This is a genomic window from Nonomuraea sp. NPDC026600, from assembly GCF_040638335.1.
Classification (GTDB): Bacteria; Actinomycetota; Actinomycetes; order Streptosporangiales; family Streptosporangiaceae; genus Nonomuraea.
In genome coordinates this window covers 1-25,704 of record NZ_JBEZYD010000020.1, presented here as the reverse complement: position 1 = coordinate 25,704, position 25,704 = coordinate 1, and the positions used below count along the sequence as shown (strand labels likewise).

Sequence of the window (25,704 nt, the reverse complement as noted above, 5' to 3'; positions counted from 1 at the left end):
GGCCGCGGCGCGCTCAGGCGGCGGGCACCTTGTCCAGGAAGCCCAAGACCCGGGCGATCCGGCCGTCCGCGGCCAACTGCACCACGTCGAAGCCGACCACCACCGGCTCCTCGCCCGCCGGGCCCAGGTGCCAGCTGAACCTGGCGATGTCGTGGTGGGCGTCGTAGACCTCGCCGGGGCTGAACACGAAGCCGGGGAACATGCCCTGCGCGCCCTCGATCAGCGCGGCGAGCCCGGCGTGACCGGCCACCTCGGCCAGCGGGTCGGTGTACGTGGCGTCCTCGGTCCACAGCGCGGCCACGGCCTTGGCGCGGGCGTCGGTGTCGTTCTCGTTCCAGGCGGCGATGTAGCGGTCGACCAGCTCGTTGCTCATGATTTTTCTACCTTTCAGATGATTTTTCGACTTAGAACAGGGGGCTAGCGGAGCCGGCGGAGGCCCATGATCTGCAGCTCGGCGAAGACGCCGACCACGAGGGCCTGGGCGATCGCCCACACCGCGCCGATCGTGGTGAACTCCGCCGCCCCGGTGACCACGGCGAGCACACTGCCCAAGATCCAGACGGCGTTGAGCGCGATCACGGCCTTGGTCGCCGCCGGGCTGATCACGCGGCGGCTCGCCAGCAGGCCGACCGCCGCGCCGTACACGAGAAGGAAGGCGCCGATCTCCCTGAGCAGCCCCGCGTCCGGGCCGAGCAGGTCGCTCGCGGGGCCGGCGGCGGCGAGGTAGACGAGCCCGTTGACACCGGTGACGACGGCGTCGAGAGCCAGCGTCAGGCGCAGGAACCTGGCGTGGTCGGTCGTGGTGAGGACGGCCATTTCGGCGCTCCCTTCCAGGAGTTCGTTCGGACATGAGAAACATGTCAGCCGGGGTGGGGGCGCCGCGATTACGCCGGAGGTAATGCGGGTGCTTATCTCCCGCTCCACCTGGGATGAGGGCACGAAAAACGGCATCCCCGGCAAGATCTTCGGCTATCGACGCTTCACGTCGCCCACGGGCGCGGCATAGTGGTCAGCCCGGCAAGGGGTGGTGTTTCCCCAGGTCGGAGCGATGGGGGGTCGCAGTGGGTCTGTGGCGAAAAATCATGAAGACAGGGCGGATGGCCGAGCCACCGGTGGAACGTGCCAAAAGTCCGGGCGTGCCGGAACTGGCGGGGTCGGTGCAGATCCGCCACGTCGACGCGGGCTCGTGCAACGGGTGCGAGGTGGAGATCGCCTCGGTGTTCGGACCGGTGTACGACGCGGAGCGCTACGGCGCCCGGCTGGTCGCCTCGCCGCGGCACGCCGACGCGTTGCTGGTCACGGGGCCGGTGACGCGCAACATGGAGATGGCGCTGCGCCGCACCTACGAGGCGGTGCCGGAGCCGCGCCGGGTGATCGCGCTGGGGGACTGCGCGCGTGACTGCGGGGTGTTCGCGGGCGCGTACGGCGTGGTGGGCGCGGTCGGCGACGTGGTGCCGGTCGACATCGAGGTCCCCGGCTGCCCGCCGCCACCCGAGGCGATCATCGAGGCGCTGCGCGGGATGACCGGTCGATGACTCTCTACGCGTGCGCCCTGGGCCTCTGCCTGGCCGCCGCCCTCGTCGCCCTGCTGCCCACACGCGCGGCGACTCCAGCGTCGGGAGCGATCACCGTGGCGACTCCGGCGGCGGGCGTGAGCACCGTGGCGGCGGGGCTGATCACCGCGGCGGCCGGGGCTGTCGCGACCGTGGCGGGGGTGCTGGCGATGCTCGGCCACGGCTGGTCGGCCTGGCTGCCCGACCTGCTGCCCCTGGGCGGCGTCCGGCTGGCGCTTGACCCGCTCGGCGGCCTGTTCACCGCCGTCACGGGCGCGGTGACGGTGTGCGCGGCGATCCACGGCATCGGCTCCGGCCCGGCCAGGGCCACGCGGGTGGTCGTGCCGCTGTTCGTGGCCGCTCTGCTGCTGGTGCCCGCGGCCGACGGGGTGGGCGCGTTCCTGTTCGGCTGGGAGCTGATGGCGATGACCTCGCTCCTGCTCGTGCTGGCCGAGCACCGCGAGAGGCCGTCGGTCAGGAAGGCCGCGCTCTGGTACGCCGTCATGACCCACCTCGGCCTGGTGACGATCCTGTGCGGCCTGTGCTATCTGGCCGCCGGAGCCGTGGGCGACGGCTTCGACCAGCTACGCGCCGCCGAGCTGTCGCCCGCCGCCAGGAACGTGATCTTCCTCACCACCCTGGCCGGGTTCGCCGCCAAGGCCGGCATCGTGCCGTTGCACGTGTGGCTGCCCAGGGCCTATCCCGCAGCCCCCGGCCACGTGTCGCCGCTGATGAGCGGCGCCATGGTCAACATGGGCGTCTACGGCGTCGTCAGGGTCGGGCTCGACCTGCTGCGCGGCGGCCCCGTCTGGTGGTGGTGGATCGTCCTGGCACTCGGCGCCCTCTCGGCGCTGTACGGCGTGCTCCACGCGGCCATGGCCACCGACCTGAAACGGCTGCTCGGCTACTCCTCGACCGAGAACATGGGCCTGGTGCTCATCGGCGTCGGCGCGGCCGGCTTCTTCGCGGCCGACGGCGCCGGCCCGCTGGCCGCCCTCGCCCTCACCGCGGCCCTGCTGCACGTGGTCAACCACGCCGCCTTCAAGACGCTGCTGTTCCAGGCGGCCGGCTCGGTCCAGCGGGCGACGGGCACCAGGGACCTGGACGCGCTCGGCGGCCTGCGCACCGGCATGCCCTGCACCACCGCGCTGTTCGCCATCGGCGCCCTGTGCGCGTCGGCGCTGCCGCCCGGCAACGGCTTCGTCAGCGAATGGCTGTTGCTGCAGAGCCTCATCCACGCGCTGCCCGCCTCGGGCGTGGCGGGCGCGGTCACGATGCCGCTGGCCGTGGGCGCCATCGCGCTCACGGCGGGGCTGGCCGTGGCCACGTTCGTGAAGGCGTTCGGCGTCGGCTTCCTGGCCCGCCCGCGCAGCCCGGGCGCCGAACGGGCGGCGGAGAGCCCGCGTGCGGCGATCTGCGGGATGGCACTGGCCGCGGCGGCCTGCCTGTTCCTCGCGCTCAACCCCACGCTGGTGCTCCCCGCGCTCACCGAGGCGGTCACGGAGGTGATCCCCGCGGGCCGGCCGGTCGCGGGCGAGGTGACGCTCCGGCTGACCGCGATCACCGGCTCGATCTCGCCGATCCTCATCGCGCTGGCGCTGGCGGCGGCCATGGTGGCGGTGCAGGCGCTGGTCCGCGCGGTGGCCACCCGGCGCGTACGGCGGCCGGCCCGCCTGTGGGACTGCGGCGCGGGCCCGGTGTCGGCCCGCATGGAGTACACCGCCACCTCCTTCGCCGAACCCCTGCAACGGGTCTTCGTCGACGCCCTGCAACCGGAGAGCGCCATCGACGTGACGGCCGCCAAGGAGTCGGCGTACCTGGTGCGGCGGGTCCGGTTCCGGGCCAGGGTGCCAGACCGGGTCGAACAGCGCCTGTACGAGCCGGTGCTGGCCGCCGCGGTCCGGCTCGGCACGGGCGCGCGGCGGCTCGCCGACGGCAGCGTCCACCGCTACCTGTCCTACGGCTTCTACGCGCTGACCGGCGTGCTGATCGTGCTGGCGGTGATCTCGTGATCGCCATGGTGCTGCAACTGCTCGTGGTGGCCGCCGGAGCGCCGCTGCTCGTCGGCCTGATGCGCCAGATCAGGGCCCGCCTGGAGGGCCGCGCGGGCGCCGGGGTGCGCCAGCCGTGGCGCGACCTGCGCAAGCTGGTGCGCAAGGAGGCCATCGCTCCGCACGGCACGGGCTGGCCGTTCAGGGCCGCGCCGCCGCTGCTGGCCGGGACCACGCTGGTGGTCGTGGCGGCGGTGCCGCTGGTCACCGCCGACTCGCCGCTCGACGGCGTCGCCGACCTGTTCGCGGTCGCCGCGCTGCTCGCGCTCGGCTCGGTGGCGCTGGCGCTGGGCGGGCTCGACACGGGCACCGCGTTCGGCGGGATGGGCGCCAGCCGTGAGATGACCGTGCTCGCCCTGGTCGAGCCGACGATCCTGCTGGCGGTGTTCGCGCTGTCGATCCGGGTGGGCACCACCGACCTCGGCGCGATCGTCACCGCCACCGCGAGCAGCCCGCTGTCGCTCATCTCCCCGGTGAGCCTGCTCGCCGCCGTCGCGCTCGCGGTGGTCACCATCGCCGAGTCTGGCCGGATCCCGGTGGACAACCCCTCGACCCACCTGGAGCTGACGATGATCCACGAGGCGATGATCCTGGAGTACGCGGGCCCGGACCTGGCGCTCATCGAGTGGGCCTCGGCGATGCGGCTGACGGTCATGCTGGGGCTGTTCGCCGGGCTGTTCGCGCCGTTCGGCATCGCCACCGCGGGCGCCGGGCCGGTCGCGCTGCTGGTCGCCGTGGTGGCGTTCGCCGTGAAGGTGGCGCTGCTGGGCGGCGTGCTGGCGGCCGGCGAGGTGTTCATGGCCAAGCTGCGCCTGTTCCGCATCCCCGAGCTGCTGGCCGGCTCGTTCCTGATGGCCCTGCTGGCGGTCGCCGCCTCCTTCTTCCTGGCGTGAGTGAGATGACTGATCCCCTGTACGTGCAGACCCTCGACCTGGCCTGCGGCGCCTTCCTGCTGACCGGGGTGCTGGTCCTGTGGCGGCGCGACCTGGCCGCGATCATCTGGCTGTTCGGGCTGCAGGGGGTGGCGCTGGGCGCGCTGATCGCGGTCAGAGGGCTGCACGAGGCCGACGTGGAGCTGACCGTGCTCGGCCTCGGGGTGGGGCTGCTGCGCGCGGTGCTCCTGCCGTACCTGATGCGGCGCGCGCTGGCGGCCGGCGAGGAGGGGCGCGAGGCCCGGCCGCACGTCAGCGTCGCCGCGTCGCTGCTGGTCACGGCCGTCCTGACGATGATCGCGTACGCGGTCTCCCAGCCCCTGGTACGGCTGGCGCCCACTCCCGCCACGCAGGCCGTGCCGATCGCGCTGACCGTGCTGCTGGTGGGCTTCTTCGTGCTGGTCACCAGGAGGCGGGCGCTGTCGCAGGTGGTCGGGTTCCTGCTGATGGACAACGCCATCACCGCCGCCGCGTTCCTCACCACCACCGGGGTGCCGCTGGTGGTGGAGCTGGGGGTCTCCCTCGACGTGCTGCTGGCCGTACTGGCGCTGCAGGTTCTGACCACCCGGATGCGGGCCGCGTTCGGCGGCACCGACCTCGACGAGCTACGGGAGCTGCACGACTGATGATGATCGTCCCGGTGGCGCTGCCGCTCGCGGCCGCCTGCCTGTATGCCCTGTTCGGCTGGAACCGCGTGACGGCGTGGCTCGGCGCCCTGTCCGCGGGCGGGCTGCTCGCCGCCGCCGTCCTGCTCGCGCGGGCCGGTGAGGCGAGCGGGCTGTGGGGGTTGCTGCGGGTGGACGCGCTCAGCGCGTACATGCTGATCGTGATCGGAGTCGTGGCGCTGCTCGCGATGCTGGCCAGCCCCGGCTACCTGCGGGCCGAGGCGGTCGCCGGGCACGCGGGGCCGGCGGCCGCCCGCCGCTACGGGATCTTCACCCAGTGCTTCGTCGCGGCGATGGCGACGGCCGTGCTCGCCGCCAGCCTCGGGATGCTCTGGGTGGCGGTGGAGGCGACCACGATCCTGACCGCGTTCCTGGTCGGGCACCGCCGCACCAGGAAGGCCACCGAGGCGGCCTGGAAGTACGTGGTGATCTGCTCGGTCGGCATCGCGCTCGCGCTGCTCGGCCTGGTGATCGTGCACTACGCCGCCGTGCACGCCGGGCTGTCCACGCGCGAGGGGCTCGACTGGGTGTCGCTGGCCGGGCACGCCGGGCGGCTCGACCCGGGGGTGACACGGATCGCGGTGGTGCTGCTCGTGCTCGGCTTCGGCACCAAGGCGGGGCTCGCGCCGCTGCACGCCTGGCTGCCCGACGCGCACAGCCAGGCGCCCGCGCCGGTGTCGGCGCTGATGTCCGGGGTGCTGCTGTCGGTGGCGTTCTACGCGATCCTGCGGGTCAAGGTGGTCTCCGACGGGGCGCTCGGGCCGGGGTTCTGCCGGCTGCTGCTGATCGTGGTGGCGCTGGCGTCCCTGGCCGTGGCGGCGGCGCTGCTGATCGGGCAGCGCGACTTCAAACGGATGCTGGCCTATTCGAGCATCGAGCACATGGGGCTGATCGCGCTCGGCGCGGCCATCGGCAACGGCCTGGCACTGGCGGCCGTGCTGCTGCACATCCTGGGGCACGGGCTGGGCAAGTCGGTGCTGTTCCTCGGATCCGGGCGGATCCAGCAGGCGACCGGGAGCAGCCGGATCGACGAAGTACGCGGGCTGGGCGGGCAGGCGCCCGGACTGGCCACGCTCTTCGGTCTCGGGCTGCTGGCGCTGCTGGGGTTGCCGCCGTTCAGCCTGTTCGCCAGCGAGCTCGCAATCGTGCGGGCGGGCTTCGCGGCCGGGCTCGGGTGGGCGGTGGCGCCCGCGCTGGTGCTCATGCTGGTGATCGTCGCGGGGGTGGGCGGGACGGCCGGCCGGCTGCTGCTCGGCGACGCGCCACCGGGCGCGGCGGGCGGGCCGGGGCTCCGCCTGCGGGGAGCGGGAGTGCCGCTGGTCGCGGGGCTCGTCGCGTGCGCGGCGCTCGGCGTGACGCTGGGGCCGCTCCGGCCGCTGCTGGAGTCCGCCGCCACCATCGCCACCATCGGACCGCCGGCCGGCCCCGTGGGAGGCGCGCGATGACCGCCGTCGTAGGAGGGCCGACCGTCGCCGACATCGGGCCCGGCGAGCTCGTCGAGTGCGCCGCCGAACTGTTCGCCCTGGGGCATCGCGTCGCGCTCGTCGCCGCGCACGCCGAGGACACCGGCTTCCGTCTCGTCTACCTGTTCACCGCCGTCCGCCCGGCGCGGCGGACCGAGTTGCACGTACACCTGACCGAGCCCGCCGTCCCCAGCCTGGCCGCGCTCTCCTTCCCCGCCGGGCGCTTCGAGCGGGAGATCCGCGACCTGTACGGCATCACGCCCGAAGGCCACCCACTGCCCCAGCGCCTGGTCAGGCACCACCACTGGCCCCGAGGCTGGTACCCGATGCTCCCCGACGCGGGCCGGCCACCGTCGTTCGGCGACCCCGAGGGCCCCTACCCGTTCGGCGACGTGGAGGGCGACGGCGTCTACGAGATCCCGGTCGGCCCCGTGCACGCGGGCTGCATCGAGCCGGGCCACTTCCGCTTCTCGGTGGTCGGCGAGACGATACTCAAGCTCAAGGCCCGCCTCTGGTTCGTGCACAAGGGCCTCGAACGGCTCTTCGAGGGCCGCCGCCCGGAAGACGGGCTGGCGCTGGCCGAGCGGGTCAGCGGCGACACCTCGGTCGGCCACGCCCTGGCCTACTGCCTGGCCGTCGAGGAGGCCACCGGTACGGCCGTCGATCCCGAGTCGCAGCGCGCCAGAGCCGTGCTGCTGGAGCTCGAACGCCTCTACAACCACGTCACCGACCTGGGCGCGCTCTGCAACGACGTCGCCCACAGCGTTCTGCAGGCCCACTGCGGCACCGTCCGCGAACACCTGCTGCGCATCAACGCCGAGGTCACCGGCCACCGCCTGCTGCGCGGCGCGATACGCCTCGGCGGCGCGGAGCCGCGGGCCATGCCCGACCCGGCCAGGCTGGCGGCGCTCGGCGCCGAGGTGGCCGAGATCGCCGGGCTCGCGCTCGGCCACGGCGTGGTGTCGGACCGGTTCACCGGCACCGCCGTGCTCACCGAGCGGGCCGCCGCGGACCTCGGCACGCTCGGCTACGTGGCCAGGGCCAGCGGGCTCGACATCGACGCCCGCCGCGACCACCCGTTCATCGACCTGGGGCCGTTCCCGGTGGCGACCCGGACCGGCGGAGACGTGCTGGCCCGCTTCCAGGTCAGGGCCGACGAGATCGCCGCCTCGATCGTGCTGATCGACCGGCTGGCGCACGCCTCGGGTGACTGGAGCCTGCCGGACGGGCGGCGCGGCTCGGGCGTGGGCATCGTCGAGGGCTGGCGCGGCACGATCGTCCACCGCGTCGAGCTGAACGGGGACGGCAGGCTGGCCAGAGTGAAGATCGCCGATCCGTCGTTCTTCAACTGGCCCGCGTTGCCGGTCGCGCTGGGCGGCGCGATCGTGCCCGACTTCCCGCTGGTCAACAAGAGCTTCAACCTGTCCTACGCGGGCAACGATCTCTAGCCGCCCAGCACCTCGCGGCGCAGGTGGGTCTTGAGGATCTTGCCGCCCGGGTTGCGCGGCAGCTCCGAGTCCCTGAACCAGAGGTGCGACGGGATCTTGAACTTGGCGATGCGCTCCACCAGGAAGGACTGGAGCTCCTCGGAGGTGGTCGAGGTGCCCGGCTTGAGCCGGACCACCGCGCCCACCTCCTCGCCCAGCTCGTCGTGGGGGATGCCGATCACCGCGGCGTCGTCCACCGCCGGGTGCTCGAACAGGGCCGCCTCCACCTCGGCGCAGTAGACGTTCTCGCCGGCCCTGATGACCATGTCCTTCGCCCGGTCCACGATGTAGACGAAGTCGTCCTCGTCGATCTTGGCGAGGTCTCCGGTGTGCAGCCAGCCGTCGACGAAGGTCTGTGCCGTCGCCTCCGGCTTGTTCCAGTAACGCATGATGACGTTCGGGCCGCGTACGCACAGCTCGCCCACCTCGCCGGGCGGCAGCTCCTCGCCCGTCGGGGCGACCACCCGCAGGTCGACCACGGCCGTGGGCAGGCCGATGCTGTCGGGCCTGGCCAGGTAGTCGGGGCCGCCGTTGCCCACTGCCAGGCCGGTCGTCTCCGTCATGCCGTAGCCGTTGGACGCGGCGCGGTCGGGCAGGTTCGCGCCGATGCGCTCCAGCAGCTTCGGCGGAGCCGGTGCCCCGCCGTACCCGAGGGTGTTCAGCGACGACAGGTCGTACTTGCCGAAGTCGGGATGGGACATGAGTTGCCACGCGTTGGTCGGCACGCCGATCATCGCGGTGATCCGCTCGCGTTCGATGAGCCGCAGCGCCTGCTCGGGGTCCCACTTGTACATCAGGACCAGCCCGCCGCCCGCGAACATGGTGGTGGTCAGCGCGGAGAAGCAGCCGGTGACGTGGAACAGCGGCACGGTCAGCAGCGTCACCCGGCGCGCGCCCGCCGCCGCCCCGGCGTCCTTGCCCGCCAGCGCGACCGCCCGCATCAGCCCGTAGGCCAGGGTCATCGGCGACTGGCCCAGGTTGCGATGGCTGCCCAGTGCCCCCTTGGGATGCCCGGTCGTGCCGGAGGTGTAGAAGATCGTGGCCGGATCCTCGGGGGAGAGCTCGACGTCGGGCAGCGTCACGTCCGCGCCGACCTCGCCCAGCACGTCGTCGAACGAGCGCGCGCCCTCGGGCGCCTCACCCCTGGCCACGATCATCGGCACGCCGGTGGCCGCGAGCCGGACGGCCCGCTCGCCGTCCACGATCAGCACCTTGGCGTCACAGTCGCGCACGCCGTACGCCAGCTCGGGCTCGGTCCACCAGGCGTTGAGCGGTACGGCTATCGCCCCGGCGGCCAGCGCGGCGGAGAAGGCCACCGCCCACTCCGGGTAGTTGCGCATGGCCACGACCACCCGGTCACCCTTGGCCACGCCGTACTCCGTCACCAGGCGGTTCGCCAGCGTCGCCGCCCGCCGGAAATGGTCTTCGAACGTGATGTGCTCGTCCTCGTAGACGAGGAACTCCTTCTCACCGTGGAACCTGCTCATCTCCAGCAGGGCGCGGAAGTGGCCCGGAGCGTGCTTCCAGGTTCGTATCCCGCTGTCGCCGATCTCCTCCATCTCGAAAAGCTGGCCAGGACCAGTGAGCTGGGCTTGGACCTGGGCATGAGAAAGAGTCATGCGAAGCACTCCCACAGTGGACGGCGATCCCGGATAAATCACAGTACCGACCGGTAGGTACGTCGCGCTAGAGCACGAAATCCGGGCGAAACAGGCGATTTACCGTCTCGGTATGTGAGCGCAATGGCGCGCCCAGGTTGCGTGTTCATCCTCTGGAGGGCATCATCATCACAGTAAGAGCATGAGTTGAGATGCATAACTATGCAGGAGGTTCGGGATGAGAGCGGCGATCGCGGGAGCCAGCGGCTACGCGGGCGGTGAGCTGCTCCGCCTGCTGCTCGGGCACCCGGAGCTCGAGATCGGCACGCTCACCGCGGCTTCCAGCGCGGGCAGCGCGCTCGGCGCCCACCAGCCACACCTCCCGCAACTGGCCGACCGGATCATCGAGGCCACCACCCCCGAAGCGCTCGCCGGACACGACGTGGTTTTCCTGGCCCTGCCGCACGGTCACTCCGCGGCCGTCGCCGCCCGGCTGCCCGAGGACACGGTCGTCGTGGACTGCGGCGCCGACCACCGGCTCACCGACCCGGCCGCCTGGCAGGAGTTCTACGGCGGCGAGCACGCCGGCACCTGGCCCTACGGCCTGCCCGAGCTGCCCGGCCAGCGCGAGGTGCTCAAGGGCGCCAAGCGGATCGCGGTGCCCGGCTGCTACCCGACCTCCGTCATCCTCGCCCTGCTGCCCGCCTTCGCCGCCGGCCTGGCCGAGCCCGACGTGGTCGTCGTCGCCGCCAGCGGCACCAGCGGCGCGGGCAAGGCGCTCAAGCCCAACCTGCTCGGCAGCGAGGTCATCGGCTCGGTCAGCGCGTACGGCGTGGGCGGCGTCCACCGGCACACCCCGGAGATGGAGCAGGCCCTCGGCACCGTCGCGGGCACCCCGGTCCGCGTGTCGTTCACCCCCACGCTGGCCCCGATGAGCCGCGGCATCCTGGCCACCTGCTCCGCCCCCGCCGCGCCAGGGCTGACCAAGGCCGCCGTGCGAGAGGCGTACGAGAGCGCGCTGGCCAAGGAGCCGTTCGTCACCCTGCTGCCCGAGGGCACCTGGCCGGCCACCGCGATGACCTACGGCGCCAACACCGCCGCCCTGCAGGTGACGCTCGACGAACGCGCCGGCCGCCTGGTCGCCGTCATCGCCATCGACAACCTCACCAAGGGCACGGCCGGAGGCGCGATCCAGAGCGTGAACCTCGCACTCGGCCTGCCGGAAGAGCTCGGCCTTCCCCTGACAGGAGTTGCTCCGTGAGAGAGCGCAACGTACGACTCGATATGCATATGTATCCGGCACTCACGGAGGAAGCCGCATGAGCGTGACCGCCCCCCTCGGGTTCAGAGCCGCGGGTGTCGCCGCCGGCATCAAGTCCGGCGACGCGCGCGACCTGGCCCTGGTCGTCAACGACGGTCCGAACCACGCCGCGGCCGGTGTCTTCACCGCCAACCGCGTCAAGGCCGCCCCTGTCCTGTGGTCGCAGCAGGTCCTGCGGGGCGGGCGGGTCCGGGCGGTCGTCCTCAACTCGGGCGGCGCCAACGCCTGCACCGGCCCCGAGGGATTCCAGGACACGCACGCCACCGCCGAGAAGGCGGCCGAGGTGCTCCAGGACTCGGCGGGCGAGGTCGCGGTCTGCTCGACCGGCCTGATCGGCGAGCGGCTGCCCATGGAGGCCCTGCTGGCCGGCGTGGAGGGCGCCGCCGCGCAGCTGTCCCGCGACGGCGGCCTGGCCGCGGCCGACGCCATCCGCACCACCGACACCGTCTCCAAGATCTCCTTCAAGCGCGGCGGCGGCTACATGGTGGGCGGCATGGCCAAGGGCGCGGGCATGCTCGCCCCGGCGCTGGCCACCATGCTCTGCGTGATCACCACCGACGCCGACCTGAGCGCGGACGAGCTCGACGCCGCGCTGCGCGAGGCCACCTCCAAGACCTTCGACCGGCTCGACGCCGACGGCTGCATGTCCACCAACGACACCGTCCTGCTGCTGGCCAGCGGCGCCTCCGGGGTCAAGCCGGCCCTGGCGGAGTTCCAGCAGAAGGTCACCGAGGTCTGCGCCGACCTGGCCAGGCAACTGCTGGTCGACGCCGAAGGCGCCTCCAAGGCCATCGCCATCGAGGTGGTCGGCGCCGTGTCGGAGGACGACGCGGTCAAGGTCGGCCGTGCCGTCTCCCGCTCGAACCTGCTCAAGTGCGCTATCCACGGCGAGGACCCCAACTGGGGCCGCGTGCTGGCCGCCGTCGGCACCACCGACGCCGTGTTCGAGCCCGACCGGCTGAACGTGGCCATCAACGGCATCTGGATCTGCCGCGGCGGCGCGGTCGGTGACGACCGGACCAAGGTCGACATGCGCCCCCGCGACGTGACGATCACCATCGACCTGTCAGCCGGCACCCACTCGGCCACCGTCCACACCACCGACCTGACCGCGGACTACGTCCACGAGAACTCGGCGTACTCCTCATGAGGACCAGCACCGCCCACACCAAGGCCGACACGCTCATCGAGGCGCTGCCCTGGCTGGCCCGCTTCCACGGCGCCATCGTCGTCATCAAGTACGGCGGCAACGCCATGATCGATAAGTCGCTCATGGAGGGCTTCGCCGAGGACATCGGCTTCCTGCACTACGCCGGCCTCCGGCCGGTCGTGGTGCACGGCGGCGGCCCGCAGATCAGCAAGCACCTCGACCGGCTGGGCATCGAGTCGACGTTCACGGCGGGGCTGCGGGTCACCACGCCCGAGGCCATGCAGGTGGTCAGGATGGTGCTGGTCGGCCAGGTCAACCGCGACGTCGTCGGCCTGATCAACAGGCACGGCCCGCTCGCGGTCGGCATGTCGGGCGAGGACGCCCACCTGTTCACCGCCGAGCGCAAGCACGCGCTCGTCGACGGCGAGCTCGTCGACATCGGCCAGGTGGGCGAGATCGTCAAGGTCGACCCCGGCGCAGTCCAGGCCATGATCGACAACGGTCGTGTCCCCGTCGTCTCCAGCGTCGCCCGCAGCGAGGACGGGGAGATCTACAACGTCAACGCCGACACCGCCGCCGCCGCGCTGGCCGTCGCCCTCCAGGCGGAGAAGCTCATCGTCCTCACCGACGTCGAGGGTCTGTACGCCGGCTGGCCCGACGACACCGACGTGATCGACAAGCTCGACGGCGCCGCGCTGGAGGCCATGCTGCCCTCACTGTCGAGCGGCATGAAGCCGAAGATGGAGGCCTGCCTGACGGCGGTCCAGGGCGGCGTGCCCCAAGCTCACATCCTCGACGGCCGGGTGTCGCACTCGCTGCTGTTGGAGATCTTCACCGACCAAGGAATCGGAACCATGGTGATGCCCTGATGAACCTTCGTGACCGGTTCGAGCAAGCCTTCATGCCCAACTACGGCGTCCCGCCTATCGCCCTGGCACGAGGCGAGGGCACCCGCGTGTGGGACGTGGACGGCAAGGAATACCTCGACTTCATCGGTGGCATCGCGGTCACCTCGCTCGGCCACGCCCACCCGGCCCTGGTCGAGGCGGTCTCCAAGCAGGTCGCGACGATCGCGCACACGAGCAACCTGTTCCTGCACGAGCCGGAGGTGCTGCTCGCCGAGAGGCTCCTCGGACTGCTGAACGCCCCCGGCCGCGTCTTCTTCGCCAACTCCGGCACCGAGGCCAACGAGGCCGCCTACAAGCTGGCGCTCAAGTACGGCAGGCGCGACGGCCGCACCTACTTCGTCGCCGCCGAGAACGGCTTCCACGGCCGGACGATCGGCGCGCTCTCGCTGACGGGCAAGAAGTCGATCCGCGACCAGTTCGGGCCGTTCCCGGTCGAGGTCCAGTTCGTCCCGTACGGTGACGCCGCCGCCCTCAAGGAGGCCGTGACCGGCGACTGCATCGCGGTGTTCCTGGAGCCCACCCAGGGCGAGGCGGGCGTGGTCCCGCCGCCGGACGGCTACTTCGCGGCGGCCCGCGAGATCTGTGACTCGACCGGCGCGCTGCTGGTCGCCGACGAGATCCAGTCCGCGATCGGCCGCACCGGGCACTGGTTCGCCCACCAGGCCGACGGCGTCATCCCCGACATCCTGACCCTGGCCAAGGGCCTGGGCGGCGGCCTGCCGATCGGCGCGTGCGTCGGCTTCGGCGACGCGGGCCGGCTGTTCGACAAGGGCGACCACGGCTCCACGTTCGGCGGCAACCCGGTCTCGTGCGCCGCGGCGCTGGCCGTACTCGACAACCTCGACCTCGACCACGTCAAGACGATCGGCGACCGGCTGCGGACCGGCCTCGAAGCGGTCGGCCACCCGCTGCTGAAAGGCGTGCGCGGGCGCGGCCTGTGGCTGGCCGCCGTGCTGACCGAGCCGGTCTCCGGCAAGGTGCAGCAGGCGGCCGCCGACGCGGGCTTCCTGGTCAACGCGCTACAGCCGGACGCCGTACGGATCGCGCCGCCGCTGGTCGTGACGGCCGAGCAGGTCGACGCGCTCGTCGCCGCCTTTCCCGGGATCCTCGACGAGGCGGCGAAATGACCACCCACGGCGCGGTCAGGCCCGGCGCGGACTCGGCGCCCATCAGACACTTCTTGCGAGACGACGACCTCTCGCCCGCCGAGCAGGCCGACGTGCTCGAGCTGGCCGGCGCGATGAAGAAGGACCGCTACGGCTATCGCCCGTTCGACGGGCCGCAGACCGTCGCCGTCCTGTTCGACAAGCCCTCCACCAGGACCCGGGTCTCCTTCGCCGTCGGCGTCGGCGAGCTGGGCGGGATCCCGCTGGTCATCGACGGCGGCAACTCCCAGCTGGGCCGGGGCGAGCCGATCGAGGACACCGCCAGGGTGCTCGAACGGCAGGTCGCCGCGATCGTCTGGCGCACCGGCGGCCAGGAACGCATCGACGCCATGGCGGCAGGCACCTCGGTGCCGGTGGTCAACGCGCTGACCGACGAGTTCCACCCCTGCCAGATCCTCGCCGACCTGCTGACCGTCCGCGAACGCTTCGGCAGGACGGCCGGGCTGACGCTCACCTACCTGGGCGACGGCGCCAACAACATGGCCCACTCCTACCTGCTCGGCGGCGCAACGGCCGGCATGCACGTGCGGATCGGCGCCCCGGTCGGCTACCAGCCGGACGCCGTCATCCTCGACCGCGCCGCCGCCATCGCCGCGACGACCGGCGGCTCGGTGATCTCGCTGACCGACCCGGCCGCCGCCGCCCAGGGCGCGCACGTCGTCGCCACCGACACCTGGGTGTCGATGGGCCAGGACGGCAAGGACGAGCGGGTTCACGCGCTCATGCCGTACCAGGTCAACTCCGAGCTCATGGAGTACGCGGCGCACGACGCGATCGTGCTGCACTGCCTGCCCGCCTACCGCGGCTACGAGATCACCGCCGACGTGCTCGACGGCCCGCGCAGCGCTGTGTGGGACCAGGCCGAGAACCGGCTGCACGCCCAGAAGGCGCTGCTCCACTGGCTGGTGAGCAACCCGTGACGATCCCGATGACCAAGGTCGCGCGGCAGGCGAAGATCACCGATCTGCTGCAGCGGCAGGCCGTCCGCTCCCAGCCGGACCTGGCCAAACTGCTCGCCGAGAGCGGCGTGGAGGTCACCCAGGCCACGCTCTCCCGCGATCTGGACGAACTCGGCGCGCTCAAGCTGCGCGCCGAGGACGGCTCGCTGGTGTACGCGCTGCCCGGTGAGGGCGGCGGCCGCATCCGGCTGGCCAGGCTGGGCACCGGCGAGTCGCCGGCCGCCCGGCTGCACCGGATCGCCGAGGAACTGCTGGTCTCCGCCGAGGCGTCGGCCAACCTGGTCATCGTCAAAACCCCGCCGGGCGCCGCCCAGTTCATGGCCTCCGCCATCGACCACGCCGACTGGGAGTCCATCCTCGGCACGGTCGCCGGCGACGACACGATCCTCGTCATCAGCCGCGATCCCCAGGGCGGGCACCACGTGGCCGAGGCGCTGCTGAGGGTCGCGGCCCGACGCGCTTAGCCCGTTTTCTGAAGAACTTGGAGAAACACATGACGCAGAGAGTGGTACTCGCATTCTCCGGAGGTCTCGACACCTCCGTGGCCATTCCGTTCCTGGCCGAGAAGATGGACGCCGAGGTCATCGCCGTCGCCGTGGACCTGGGACAAGGTGGCGAGGACATGGAGGTGATCCAGAAGAGGGCCATGGACTGCGGCGCGGTCGAATCCGTCGTCGTGGACGCCAAGGAGGAGTTCGCGGCCGACTTCTGTGTGCCCGCGCTGCAGGCCAACGCCCTCTATATGGACCGCTATCCGTTGCTGTCGTCGCTGTCGCGGCCGCTCATCGTCAAGCACCTGGTGACGGCGGCCAAGCAGTTCGGCGGCACGATCGTCTCCCACGGCTGCACCGGCAAGGGCAACGACCAGGTACGGTTCGAGGCCGGCCTGGCCGCGCTCGCGCCCGACCTGAAGGTCGTCGCCCCGGCCCGCGACTTCGCCTGGACCCGCGACAAGGCGATCGAGTTCGCCGAGCAGAAGGGCCTGCCGATCGAGACCTCCAAGAAGAACCCGTTCTCCATCGACCAGAACCTGTGGGGCAGGGCGGTCGAGACCGGCTTCCTTGAGGACATCTGGAACGGCCCCACCGAGAACGTCTACTCCTACACCGCCGACCCGGCCGTCACCCGCGACGCCGACGAGGTCGTCATCACCTTCGAGCAGGGCGTCCCGGTCAAGCTCGACGGGCGTTCGCTCACGCCGTACCAGGTGATCGACGAGCTGAACACGCGCGCCGGCGCGCAGGGCGTCGGCCGGATCGACATGGTCGAGGACCGGCTCGTCGGCATCAAGTCGCGCGAGGTGTACGAGGCGCCCGGCGCGATCGCGCTGATCACCGCGCACATGGAGCTGGAGAACGTCACCGTCGAGCGTGACCTGGCCCGCTTCAAGCGCGGCGTCGACCAGCGGTGGGGCGAGCTCGTCTACGACGGCCTCTGGTTCTCGCCGCTCAAGTCCGCCCTGGACGCGCTCATCTCCGAGGCCCAGAAGCATGTCAGCGGCGACATCCGGATGACCCTGCACGCCGGCAAGGCGACCGTCACCGGCCGCCGCTCCGAGCAATCGCTGTACGACTTCTCGCTGGCCACCTACGACACCGGCGACACCTTCGACCAGTCGCTGGCCAAGGGCTTCGTTCAGCTCTTCAGCCTGCCCTCCAAGATCGCCGCCGCGCGAGACGCGAAGCAGGGCTGATGTGCACTATGGTCGCGGGGGACGATAAGGAGATGACGGTGAGTGATGGCAAGCCGATGCGGCTGTGGGGCGGGCGCTTCGAAGGCGGTCCCGCTGACGCGCTGACCCGGCTGTCGGTGAGCGTGCACTTCGACTGGCGGCTCGTGCCGTACGACCTGGCGGCGTCCAGGGCGCACGCCCGGGTGCTGCACAAGGCGGGGCTGCTGAGCGACGACGAGCTCGATCGGATGATCGGCGCGCTCGACGACCTGGAGCGCGCCTGCAAGGCGGGCGAGTTCCGGCCGACGGTCGCCGACGAGGACGTGCACACCGCGCTCGAACGCGGCCTGCTGGAGCGGCTCGGCTCGCTCGGCGGCAAGCTGCGCGCCGGCCGGAGCCGCAACGACCAGATCGCCACCGACCTGCGCCTCTACCTTCGTGATCATGCCCGCACGATCGTCTCCCGGCTGGTCGAGCTGGAGACGGCGCTGATGGCCCAGGCCGAGCAGCACGCCGACACCGCGGCGCCCGGCATGACCCACCTGCAGCACGCGCAGCCGGTCTCGTTCGGCCACCAGTTGCTCGCGCACGTGCACGCCTTCGCCCGCGACATCGACCGGCTCACCGACTGGGACCGGCGCGCGGCCGTCTCGCCGCTCGGCGCCGGCGCGCTCGCGGGCTCGTCGCTGCCGCTCGACCCGCAGGCCGTGGCCGCCGAGCTGGGCTTCTCCTCCGCCGCGCCCAACTCCATGGACGCGGTGGCCGACCGTGACTTCGCGGCGGAGTTCCTGTTCGACGCGGCTCTGATCGGCGTGCACCTGTCGCGGCTCGGCGAGGAGATCGTGCTCTGGGCCTCGCAGGAGTTCCGCTGGATCGAGATGGACGACGCCTACTCCACCGGCTCGTCGATCATGCCGCAGAAGAAGAACCCCGACGTCGCCGAGCTCGCGCGCGGCAAGTCGGGGCGGCTCATCGGCAACCTCATGGCGATGCTCACGACGCTCAAGGGCCTGCCGCTCACCTACAACCGCGACCTGCAGGAGGACAAGGAGCCGGTGTTCGACTCGGTCGACACGCTGCTGCTCGTCCTGCCCGCGATGGCCGGTCTGGTCGCCACCATGCGGGTCAACACCGCGCGCATGGAGGCGTCGGCTCCCGACGGCTTCGCGCTCGCCACCGACCTCGCCGAGCTGCTCGTCCGCCGCGGCGTGCCGTTCCGCGACGCGCACGAGGCGGTCGGCCACCTGGTGGTGTGGTGCCAGGTCAACGACAAGGACCTGGGCGATCTGACCGACGACGAGCTGGCCAAGGTGTCACCGCACCTGACGCCCGACGTCCGCGACGTGCTGAACGTGCCCGGCGCCCTGGCCGCCCGCAAGTCCCACGGCGGCACCGCACCCGACCGGGTCCGTGACCAGCTCGTCGCGCTGCGCGAAGCGGTCGACGCCCAGGCGGCGTGGGCCGCGGGCGCCTAGACTCCGGCATGCCTTCCGGGATCCCGTGCTCGGCGCCGCTGCCGCGGCGCTTCTTCGACCGGCCGTCGCACGAGGTCGCGCCCGACCTGCTCGGGCGCGTGCTCGTGCACGGTCCGGTCGCGGTCCGGCTCACCGAGGTCGAGGCGTACGGCGGGCCCGGCGAGGATCCGGCGGCCCACACCTACCGGGGACGGACCGCCAGGAACGCGGTGATGTTCGGGCCACCTGGTCACCTGTACGTGTACTTCACCTACGGCATGCACTTCTGCGCGAACCTGGTGTGCCTGCCGGAGGACTTCGGGTCGGCGGTGCTGCTGCGGGCCGGTGAGGTGGTGGCACGGGCCGACCTGGCCCGGTGGCGCCGCTCAGGCGGCGGCTTGGGCGACGGCGCCTTGAACGACGGCGGCTTGGGTGACCGTGGTCCGGACGGCGGTGGCCCGGGTGGCAGGGGCTTGGGTGCCCCTCGGCGTAAGCCGATCGCGGCCCGCGACCTCGCTCGCGGGCCCGCCCGGCTGGCGGTCGCGCTCGGGCTGGCGCGCGAGCACAACGGGCTCGACGCCGTCTGGGAAGGCTCGCCGGCCGGGCTGCCCCGGTTCCCCGACCCGACCCCAGCCCCGCACGGCGGCCGGCTCGACCACGAGACCCCGCCCGCCGATCAGCTTGACCATGAGACCGGGCCCGTCGGCCACCCTGACCATGCGACCCGGCCTTCCAGACAGCCGGAACACGCGGCCTGGCTTACGGGTTTCCCCAAGGGGACCGTGGCAGTGCTCGAAGGGTGGCCACCCGAGGCGGACGCGATCAGGTCTGGGCCGCGCACCGGGATCTCGACCGCCAAGGACACGCCCTGGCGGTTCTGGATCGACGACGACCCGACCGTCTCGCCGTACCGGCCTCACGCCCCGCGCCGCCGCAGCGCCGCGGCCACCTCGGTCGGGGAGGTCCCCAGATCGTGAGCACTGAAGATGTGCAGGTGGTCACCGGTGTCGATCTCCAGCATCTCGCTGCGCAGGCCATACCTTCTGCGCACGTCCACCTTGACGTCCTCGATCGCCTCCCACGGCACGTGCCGCCGGCCCGCGAAGCCGTGCACCACGGTGATGCCGCTCTCGTCGGCCGCCAGCCGTACCGGGACCAGGACGTCACGCAGCCCCATGGCGCCCACCAGCACGGCCGCCGGAATGGCCAGTATCACCCCCCGCACGTCATCCTGGACGTACCAGAACAGGGCGAGACCGGCACACGCCACAGCCCCTAGGATCTTGAAAACAGCCAGCTCGCGACGGACCTTCCACATGGCGACAGAGAGTATCCAAGTGGCGGTCATCCGGCGCGATCCGGCACTCTGTAACCAACTCGACGTCTCCTGGAAAGCCAGCACCGTGACCGACATTCTCGATGAGCTCGAATGGCGCGACGTCCTCGCGCAGACCACCGACATCGACGCCCTGCGCGGGGCGCTGTCGAAGGGTCCGATCACGGTTTATGCGGGCTTCGACCCGACCGCGCCGTCCCTGCACATGGGCAACCTGGCCACGCTGCTGATCCTGACCCGCTTCCAGCGGGCCGGTCACAAGCCGATCGGCCTGGTCGGCGGCGCCACCGGCCTGATCGGCGACCCCAGCGGGCGGAGCACCGAACGCGTCCTGAACACCACCGAGATCGTCGAGGAATGGGTCTCCAGGATCCGGGTGCAGGTGGAGAAGTTCCTGACCTTCGACGAGGGCCCCGCCTCGGCCGAACTGGTCAGCAACCTCGACTGGACCGCTGAGATGTCGGCCATCGACTTCCTGCGCGACATCGGCAAGCATTTCCCCGTCAACCGGATGCTCGCCCGCGAGTCGGTAGCGGCCCGGCTCGGTGGTGACGGGCTCAGCTACACCGAGTTCAGCTACCAGATCCTGCAGGCCAACGACTACCTGGAGCTCTACCGGCGCCACGGCTGCACGCTCCAGATCGGCGGCAGCGACCAGTGGGGCAACATCACGGCCGGTGTCGACCTGATCAGGCGCGTCGAGGGCGGCCACGTGCACGCCCTGACCGGCAAGCTGATCACCAAGGCCGACGGCACCAAGTTCGGCAAGACCGCGGGCGGGTCGATCTGGCTCGACGGGGCGCTGACCTCTCCCTACGCCTTCTACCAGTACTTCCTGAACGCCGATGACCGCGACGTGGTGCGCTTCCTGAAGGTGTTCACCTTCCGCGAGCGCGAGGAGATCGAGGCGCTGGAGAAGGCGGTCGCCGACCGCCCGTTCGCCCGCGAGGCGCAGCGGACGCTGGCGGAGGACCTGACCACGCTCGTGCACGGTTCCGACGAGCTCGCGGCGGTCGTGGCGGCGTCCAAGGCGCTGTTCGGCCAGGGATCCCTCGAAGAGCTGCCCGGGGCGACGCTGGCGGCGGCGCTGGCCGAGGTGCCGAAGGCGACGGTTCCGGCTCTCGGGGCGCCGTTCGTGGACCTGCTGGCGGACAGCGGCCTGGTGGAGTCGAAGTCGGCGGCCAGGCGGGCGGTCAAGGAGGGCGGCGCCTACCTCAACAACGTCAAGATCACTGACGAGTCGTACGTACCGGAGGCATCGGACCTGCTCCATGGGCGGTTCATGGTGCTACGGCGCGGCAAGAAGGCGGTCGGCGGCGTCGAGGTCGGCTGACCCGCCCGCGGGCCATGCCCTGAGCGCGGCGGGCCTTCCTCGGAACGGAGCGGTTTTTCGCCGAGACGGAGCTGGCCTTCCCCAGAACGGAGCGGGCCTTTCCCGGAGGGGGAGGGCCCGCTACCTGCGGGTGAACAGAGCCACGGTGAGGCCGGGCGTGTCCGCCGAGTGCCAGGCCCCGGCCTGCTCGTACCCCGTCTCCCGAACCGCCTTCACCCGCGGCAGCTTCTGCCCGGCGGACTTGACGCCGCGCCACACGACCCAGATCCGCTCCCGATCGGACAGCGCGGCGGCGACGTCATCGCGCTCCGGAAAGCCGAACCCCTCCGCCTCCGGGGCGGACCCCACCCGCAGTACGTCGTCCGGCATCGCCCCGTCGCCGTAGTAGTCGAACCCCGCCCGCACCGAGCTCTGCCCGAACACGATCGCGTCCCCCGGCCGGGCATCCACCTTCCGCACGGCCCACGGAAAGTCCTCGAACCGCCCGTTGGCCTCCCGCACCTCCATCTGCTGCGGTACGCCCACCGCCACGGCGACCACCACCAGCCCGCAGCAGGCCACCACCCCCGCCCGCGGAACACTCGCCACCGCGATCCCTGCCAGCAGCGCCAGAGCGGGCGCGGCGACGAACAGGTACCGATCCACGTAGACCGGCGTCAGCAGATGCGACACGGCCAGCAGCAGGACGGGCGGCAGCACCAGCCAGCCCAGCAGCGTCCCCGCCCACGCCCTGTTGCGGAGCAGCACCACACCGGCCAGCGCCACCACGAACAGCACCACCCCCACCTCGGTGCCCCCCGCCGCCATCTTCGGGAACTTCAGCAGCACCTCCGCCCCACGCTGCGGGATCCAGCTGATCGCGTGCCGCTCGCCGTACCCGATCAGACCGAGAACGAGCGCTGGCAGGAAGCCCACGGCGATCGCGGGCGCCCACCTCAGGAGCACGGTACGGCGAGGCAGCAGCGCGACGGCGGCGACCAACTGGGCGGGCAGCACGAGCACCGCGAACAGATGCGTGCAGCACACCAGCCCCACCGCCGCCCCATAGAGCAACCAGGGGCCGCGTTCCGTCTCCTGTGCTCGCGTGGCGCGGTGCAGGGCCCAGAACGAGAAGACCACCGCGGCGACCGCGGGCGCGTACGAGCGGGCGAAGGCGCCGTAGTACGACACCGACGGCAGAGCCGCGAACAACGCGCCGGCCGTCACCCCCGCCCACGTGCTGTGCAGCCGCCGCCCGAGGTCCACCAGGAACCACGCGGCGACCCCGATCGCCAGCGCCGACGGCAGCCGCAGCCACAGCTCCGCCGTCCCGGCCTGCCCCCAAAGCTGCATGAACAGGTAGTACGGCAGGAAATGACCATCGATGTGCCGCGCCAGCTCCCACAGCCCCGGCAACGATCGGGACGCGGCGCTGATCGTGGCCAGCTCGTCACCGTTCAGCGAGGCGGAGCCCGAGCCGGTGAACGCCACGAGTCCGGCGATCCCGGCCATCCACCAGGGGCTTGACCTGCGCTGACGTATGGCGGTCCGGGCTGGAGGGGCGAGGGTGGAGGCGGTGGTCACCGGGGCAGAATACGCGCATAGGCTCGTATTTATGCCTAAAGTGATCGTGTTCGACCTGTACGGGGTAATCGCCCGTGTTCAGACGGCTGAGGCCAAGCAGGGCCTCGTCGACCTCGCCGGGGTCCCGGGGGAGCGGTTCTGGGAGGCGTACTGGGGGTGCCGGCCCGAGTACGACGCCGGCCAGGACACCAAGGAGTACTGGGCCGCCGTCGCCGGACGGCTGGACACGCGGTTCGCCGACGTGAGCGCGCTGATGGCGGCCGACCTGGAGAGCTGGTGTCACGTGGACGCCGAGATGGTCGCCGTCGTGCACGAACTGGCCGACCGGGGACGAACGCTGGGGCTGCTGTCGAACATCGTCCCCGACCTGGTGCCGATGTGGGAGGCACGGCATGGCGACTGGCTGGGGCGGTTCGCGTCGCTGACGTACTCGTGCCAGATCGGAGTGGCGAAGCCGGATCGGCGCGCTTATGAGATCTGTGCGCAGCGGCTGGGTGTGGAGCCGGGGGAGGTGCTGTTCTTCGACGACAACGAGGTCAATGTCGTCGCGGCGCGGGAGGCTGGGATGGCGGCGGAGCTGTTCACCTCCCCGGCCCAGGTACGCGCGCTCACGCTCTCCGCCCTCTGACCGAGGACCCGGGTGGCCGTCTCGTCGAGCGATCTTGACGTCGTAACGCGTCCTGCCGCCAGCCCGAGATGCCGGCGCGTGCCTCGAGACAGGGCTTGCCCTCTGCCTGTGTAACTGGGGTGAGGTGCTTGCTCAGCACCTCACCCCAGCTCGCCGGGCAGCACCATCCGCCCCGCACCCACCACGCGGACGCCGACAGGTAGTTCTTCGCCCGCATCGGGCCGAGGTCGACAGGTAGTCCTTCGGCCGTATCAGGCCCGAGGCCGACCAGTCCTTCGCCCGTATCAGGCCCGAGGTCGACAACCAGTCCTTCGCCCGCATCGGCAGGCGATCGCGCCGAGCCGCTTCAGCACGCCGTAGCGGCGCTTGAGGCCCGTCGCGATCGCCTGCCCGGTGAACGCCGTCGACAGCTGCTCCTCACCCGCATCGGGTGGAGATCAACAGCTACTCGCTCGGCCCTCGCCGGTCCGGGATGGACGGCCACCCCGCTGCCCCTTACTGCGCCGGGATCGACAGCCACGCCGCCGCGTTGGTTGGCCCATCGCCCGGGCCAGGGCGGTCGCGCGCGGTCGTACGTGCCGACCGCTACACGCGTATACGCACATAGCGGTTCGGCGCCGCGCCCAGCTAGAGACCCGCGGTGGCGTGGTGCGGCTGGTCGGGCCGCGTCAGGTCGCCGAGCAGGGCGATCCGTTCGTGCCGCAGCAGCCGGGGCGCGCCGCCAGGTTGCCGGTGAGCCCGACCAGCACCGCCCACCATCAGCGGTCACGCACTCCGAGAGCCACCCGGGCCGTGGTGGCCACCTCCGGGCATCACTGGCTGGTCGTACGTGTCGGCCGGGCGACAATGACCACCCGCCGCTCCGCGTCCCCCACCGGCGGGTCGTACGGCAGTCCGTAGCGGGTGGCGAGCACATCGAAGAAGTCACCCGACGGGTCGGGGTCGATCCGCTCCACCACGGCGCGGATCTCCAGGTATCGGTACGGCTTTTCAGGATCGTTGATGGAGACCGCAAGATCACCATTATCCACGACATTTCGATACTTCTGGCGGTCTGTGGTGGTCGTGAAGCGCAGGTACTCCCCGTCCCACACCGTCCAGACGGGGTTCACGTGTGGCTTCCCGCCAGGCCCGATGGTGGCCAGGTGCGCGAACAGCGGCCGGCTCAGCAGGTCCAGGTGGCTCTCAGGGATCACTTTCCGGCTCCTCGTTACGGTTGTACGGCCTCGGCATACTATCAAAGCTTTGATAACAGTCAAGACTGGATTGCTTGTACCATCTCTTGGCATGGGAATGCCCGCGGAGGAACGTCTCGGCCTCGACATCAAGCGGGCCGAACAGGAACTGATCGCCGCCAAGCAGATCGCGGTCAGGCCCGCCGGGCTGACGGTTCCGCAGTACGCGACGCTTTACGTGTTGGCCGCCAATCCCGGCATCTCGGCCGCCGCCCTCGCCCGAGCCTGCCTGGTGACCCCGCAGGCGATGACGGTGGTGCTGAAGAACCTCGACGCGCGCGGACTGGTGGAGCGTACGCCGCACCCATGGCACCGCAACGTCCTGGAGACCCAGCTCACGGAAGCCGGCCGCATCGCACTGGAGGCGGCGGACGAACGGGCGGTACGGATAGAGCAAGCAATCGCGGACGAACTCACCACAGAGGAGCGGGACACCCTGCGATCCCTCCTCAGCCGGTGCGGCGCGGCGATCGAACGGGCATCCACGCAACTGTGAATGCCGGGCTTGGCCGCCGCGCCAGCTGCCATTACCTCGCCAGCCCACGGTCAAGTGCGTGTCGCCCACGCCGAGGGGTTGCTCGGTCCGGATGCCTCGTGGCCTCCGAGCCGCGACATGCCCCGTGAGGTCCGTCCCATCAACGCCGTCGATGCTTCGAAGTCCCGGTCAGCTGACTCTCCGGCCTACGTTTCCGCAGGTGGAGGCCGGTCTTGTCGGACGTTCGGCAGAGACATCCCAGGGATCTACGGAAGCGCGGTGAACCCCGATTTGACGTAGGGCCAACGGCGACCTAATCTTTCACTTCGCCCCGGGAGTGAGCCGGACGCCGATCAGGCGGACGGGCCCCAGGGCAAACCCCTTGAGATAACGAGCCACTCGGCCAGGTCGCTTCAACGCGTTCTTTGGTACGAGTCGTCTCGGGTGCGCTCAGATCACCGGAAAATCGGTTGATTCGACAAGCCCAGGATGGCACGGTAAGTTACGAGGGTTGCCCCGGAGACGGGGCGCACCATCCTAGCTAGATCTGATCGACTTCAAGCAAATCTACGATTTGACACGAAATCGGCTGGTCTGATAGGATTTGGGAGGCGAGATGTACGCCTCTGAGCAAGGGTCTGGATGGACCTGAGCGAGGATGTACGCGTCCGTTTCTTGAGAACTCAACAGTGTGTTAAAAGCCAGTGCATGATGCACAACCCCGTCATGTCCATGCTTTCGGGTGTGGATGACGG

23 protein-coding genes and 2 pseudogenes are annotated in these 25,704 nt (G+C 71.1%); 18 read left to right on the top strand and 7 right to left on the bottom strand.

The window, feature by feature from the left end:
• Window positions 1–13: 13 nt before the first annotated feature.
• Window positions 14–373, bottom strand: coding sequence for a nuclear transport factor 2 family protein (locus tag AB0F17_RS36730; RefSeq protein WP_358032385.1), 360 nt, complete (start codon window positions 371–373; stop codon window positions 14–16).
• Window positions 374–417: 44 nt separating this feature from the next.
• The gene (locus AB0F17_RS36725; RefSeq protein WP_358032383.1) at window positions 418–816 is read right to left on the bottom strand and encodes a hypothetical protein; all 399 of its coding nucleotides are present in this window, start codon (window positions 814–816) and stop codon (window positions 418–420) included.
• 320 nt (window positions 817–1,136) lie between these two features.
• Between AB0F17_RS36725 and nuoB the strand changes: the two genes are divergently transcribed.
• Genes nuoB through AB0F17_RS36695 form a run of 6 tightly spaced genes read left to right on the top strand, consistent with a single transcriptional unit; the run spans window position 1,137 to window position 8,112 of the window.
• A complete protein-coding gene (nuoB, locus tag AB0F17_RS36720; RefSeq protein WP_358032381.1) occupies window positions 1,137–1,535 on the top strand; it encodes an NADH-quinone oxidoreductase subunit NuoB in 399 nt (132 codons plus the stop codon).
• Window positions 1,532–3,565 (top strand): proton-conducting transporter membrane subunit, encoded by a 2,034-nt coding sequence (locus AB0F17_RS36715; RefSeq protein WP_358032378.1) that lies wholly within the window; start codon window positions 1,532–1,534, stop codon window positions 3,563–3,565. The genes nuoB and AB0F17_RS36715 overlap by 4 nt, the downstream gene beginning before the upstream one ends.
• Before the next feature lie 5 nt (window positions 3,566–3,570).
• Window positions 3,571–4,497 (top strand): NADH-quinone oxidoreductase subunit H, encoded by a 927-nt coding sequence (locus tag AB0F17_RS36710; RefSeq protein ID WP_358032781.1) that lies wholly within the window; start codon window positions 3,571–3,573, stop codon window positions 4,495–4,497.
• 5 nt (window positions 4,498–4,502) lie between these two features.
• Window positions 4,503–5,162 carry a hypothetical protein gene (locus AB0F17_RS36705; protein WP_358032375.1) on the top strand — a complete coding sequence of 220 codons (660 nt, stop codon included), beginning with the start codon at window positions 4,503–4,505 and terminating at the stop codon, window positions 5,160–5,162.
• Window positions 5,162–6,646 (top strand): proton-conducting transporter membrane subunit, encoded by a 1,485-nt coding sequence (locus tag AB0F17_RS36700; RefSeq protein ID WP_358032373.1) that lies wholly within the window; start codon window positions 5,162–5,164, stop codon window positions 6,644–6,646. Before AB0F17_RS36705 ends, AB0F17_RS36700 begins: the two co-directional genes overlap by 1 nt.
• Window positions 6,643–8,112 carry an NADH-quinone oxidoreductase subunit C gene (locus AB0F17_RS36695; RefSeq protein ID WP_358032370.1) on the top strand — a complete coding sequence of 490 codons (1,470 nt, stop codon included), beginning with the start codon at window positions 6,643–6,645 and terminating at the stop codon, window positions 8,110–8,112. Before AB0F17_RS36700 ends, AB0F17_RS36695 begins: the two co-directional genes overlap by 4 nt.
• On the opposite strand, the gene AB0F17_RS36690 is transcribed toward AB0F17_RS36695, so the two are convergent.
• Entirely contained in the window at window positions 8,109–9,770 is a 1,662-nt protein-coding gene (locus AB0F17_RS36690) for a class I adenylate-forming enzyme family protein (protein WP_358032367.1), read from the bottom strand. The two genes, AB0F17_RS36695 and AB0F17_RS36690, sit on opposite strands and share 4 nt — an antisense overlap.
• A 217-nt stretch (window positions 9,771–9,987) precedes the next feature.
• Here AB0F17_RS36690 and argC point away from each other — a divergent pair, with 217 nt between their 5' ends.
• The 9 genes and pseudogenes from argC to AB0F17_RS36645 all read left to right on the top strand — a co-directional run.
• Window positions 9,988–11,010, top strand: a complete 1,023-nt coding sequence (argC, locus tag AB0F17_RS36685) for an N-acetyl-gamma-glutamyl-phosphate reductase (protein ID WP_358032364.1) — start codon at window positions 9,988–9,990, stop codon at window positions 11,008–11,010.
• 58 nt (window positions 11,011–11,068) lie between these two features.
• Window positions 11,069–12,220 (top strand): bifunctional glutamate N-acetyltransferase/amino-acid acetyltransferase ArgJ, encoded by a 1,152-nt coding sequence (argJ, locus tag AB0F17_RS36680; RefSeq protein WP_358032362.1) that lies wholly within the window; start codon window positions 11,069–11,071, stop codon window positions 12,218–12,220.
• On the top strand, window positions 12,217–13,089 hold the full coding sequence (argB, locus tag AB0F17_RS36675; protein ID WP_358032359.1) for an acetylglutamate kinase: 873 nt from the start codon (window positions 12,217–12,219) through the stop codon (window positions 13,087–13,089). The genes argJ and argB overlap by 4 nt, the downstream gene beginning before the upstream one ends.
• Entirely contained in the window at window positions 13,089–14,255 is a 1,167-nt protein-coding gene (locus AB0F17_RS36670) for an acetylornithine transaminase (protein WP_358032356.1), read from the top strand. The genes argB and AB0F17_RS36670 overlap by 1 nt, the downstream gene beginning before the upstream one ends.
• A complete protein-coding gene (argF, locus tag AB0F17_RS36665; protein WP_358032354.1) occupies window positions 14,252–15,214 on the top strand; it encodes an ornithine carbamoyltransferase in 963 nt (320 codons plus the stop codon). Before AB0F17_RS36670 ends, argF begins: the two co-directional genes overlap by 4 nt.
• Window positions 15,215–15,222: 8 nt before the next feature.
• Entirely contained in the window at window positions 15,223–15,717 is a 495-nt protein-coding gene (locus tag AB0F17_RS36660; protein ID WP_358032778.1) for an arginine repressor, read from the top strand.
• Window positions 15,718–15,746: 29 nt separating this feature from the next.
• A complete protein-coding gene (locus AB0F17_RS36655; RefSeq protein ID WP_358032352.1) occupies window positions 15,747–16,946 on the top strand; it encodes an argininosuccinate synthase in 1,200 nt (399 codons plus the stop codon).
• A gap of 32 nt (window positions 16,947–16,978) precedes the next feature.
• Window positions 16,979–18,400, top strand: coding sequence for an argininosuccinate lyase (gene argH, locus AB0F17_RS36650; protein WP_358032350.1), 1,422 nt, complete (start codon window positions 16,979–16,981; stop codon window positions 18,398–18,400).
• Window positions 18,401–18,408: 8 nt separating this feature from the next.
• Window positions 18,409–18,960 (top strand): annotated as a pseudogene (locus tag AB0F17_RS36645) (DNA-3-methyladenine glycosylase); the annotation flags it as partial.
• Window positions 18,961–19,295: 335 nt separating this feature from the next.
• Here the strand turns inward: AB0F17_RS36645 and AB0F17_RS36640 are convergent.
• Window positions 19,296–19,649, bottom strand: coding sequence for a PH domain-containing protein (locus tag AB0F17_RS36640; RefSeq protein WP_358032347.1), 354 nt, complete (start codon window positions 19,647–19,649; stop codon window positions 19,296–19,298).
• 133 nt (window positions 19,650–19,782) lie between these two features.
• On the opposite strand from AB0F17_RS36640, the gene tyrS reads away from it, so the two are divergent.
• The gene (gene tyrS, locus AB0F17_RS36635) at window positions 19,783–21,048 is read left to right on the top strand and encodes a tyrosine--tRNA ligase (RefSeq protein ID WP_358032775.1); all 1,266 of its coding nucleotides are present in this window, start codon (window positions 19,783–19,785) and stop codon (window positions 21,046–21,048) included.
• A 120-nt stretch (window positions 21,049–21,168) separates the two neighbouring features.
• Here tyrS and AB0F17_RS36630 read toward each other — a convergent pair whose 3' ends face one another.
• Complete coding sequence (locus AB0F17_RS36630) at window positions 21,169–22,611, bottom strand: glycosyltransferase family 39 protein (RefSeq protein ID WP_358032345.1); 1,443 nt, start codon at window positions 22,609–22,611, stop codon at window positions 21,169–21,171.
• 31 nt (window positions 22,612–22,642) lie between these two features.
• Here AB0F17_RS36630 and AB0F17_RS36625 point away from each other — a divergent pair, with 31 nt between their 5' ends.
• The gene (locus AB0F17_RS36625; protein WP_358032342.1) at window positions 22,643–23,239 is read left to right on the top strand and encodes an HAD family phosphatase; all 597 of its coding nucleotides are present in this window, start codon (window positions 22,643–22,645) and stop codon (window positions 23,237–23,239) included.
• 332 nt (window positions 23,240–23,571) lie between these two features.
• Here the strand turns inward: AB0F17_RS36625 and AB0F17_RS36620 are convergent.
• Window positions 23,572–23,649, bottom strand: a pseudogene (locus tag AB0F17_RS36620) (ABC transporter permease); the annotation flags it as partial.
• A 402-nt stretch (window positions 23,650–24,051) separates the two neighbouring features.
• Window positions 24,052–24,435 (bottom strand): PPOX class F420-dependent oxidoreductase, encoded by a 384-nt coding sequence (locus AB0F17_RS36615; RefSeq protein ID WP_358032339.1) that lies wholly within the window; start codon window positions 24,433–24,435, stop codon window positions 24,052–24,054.
• A gap of 91 nt (window positions 24,436–24,526) precedes the next feature.
• On the opposite strand from AB0F17_RS36615, the gene AB0F17_RS36610 reads away from it, so the two are divergent.
• Window positions 24,527–24,970, top strand: a complete 444-nt coding sequence (locus AB0F17_RS36610; protein ID WP_358032336.1) for a MarR family transcriptional regulator — start codon at window positions 24,527–24,529, stop codon at window positions 24,968–24,970.
• Window positions 24,971–25,704 lie beyond the last annotated feature (734 nt).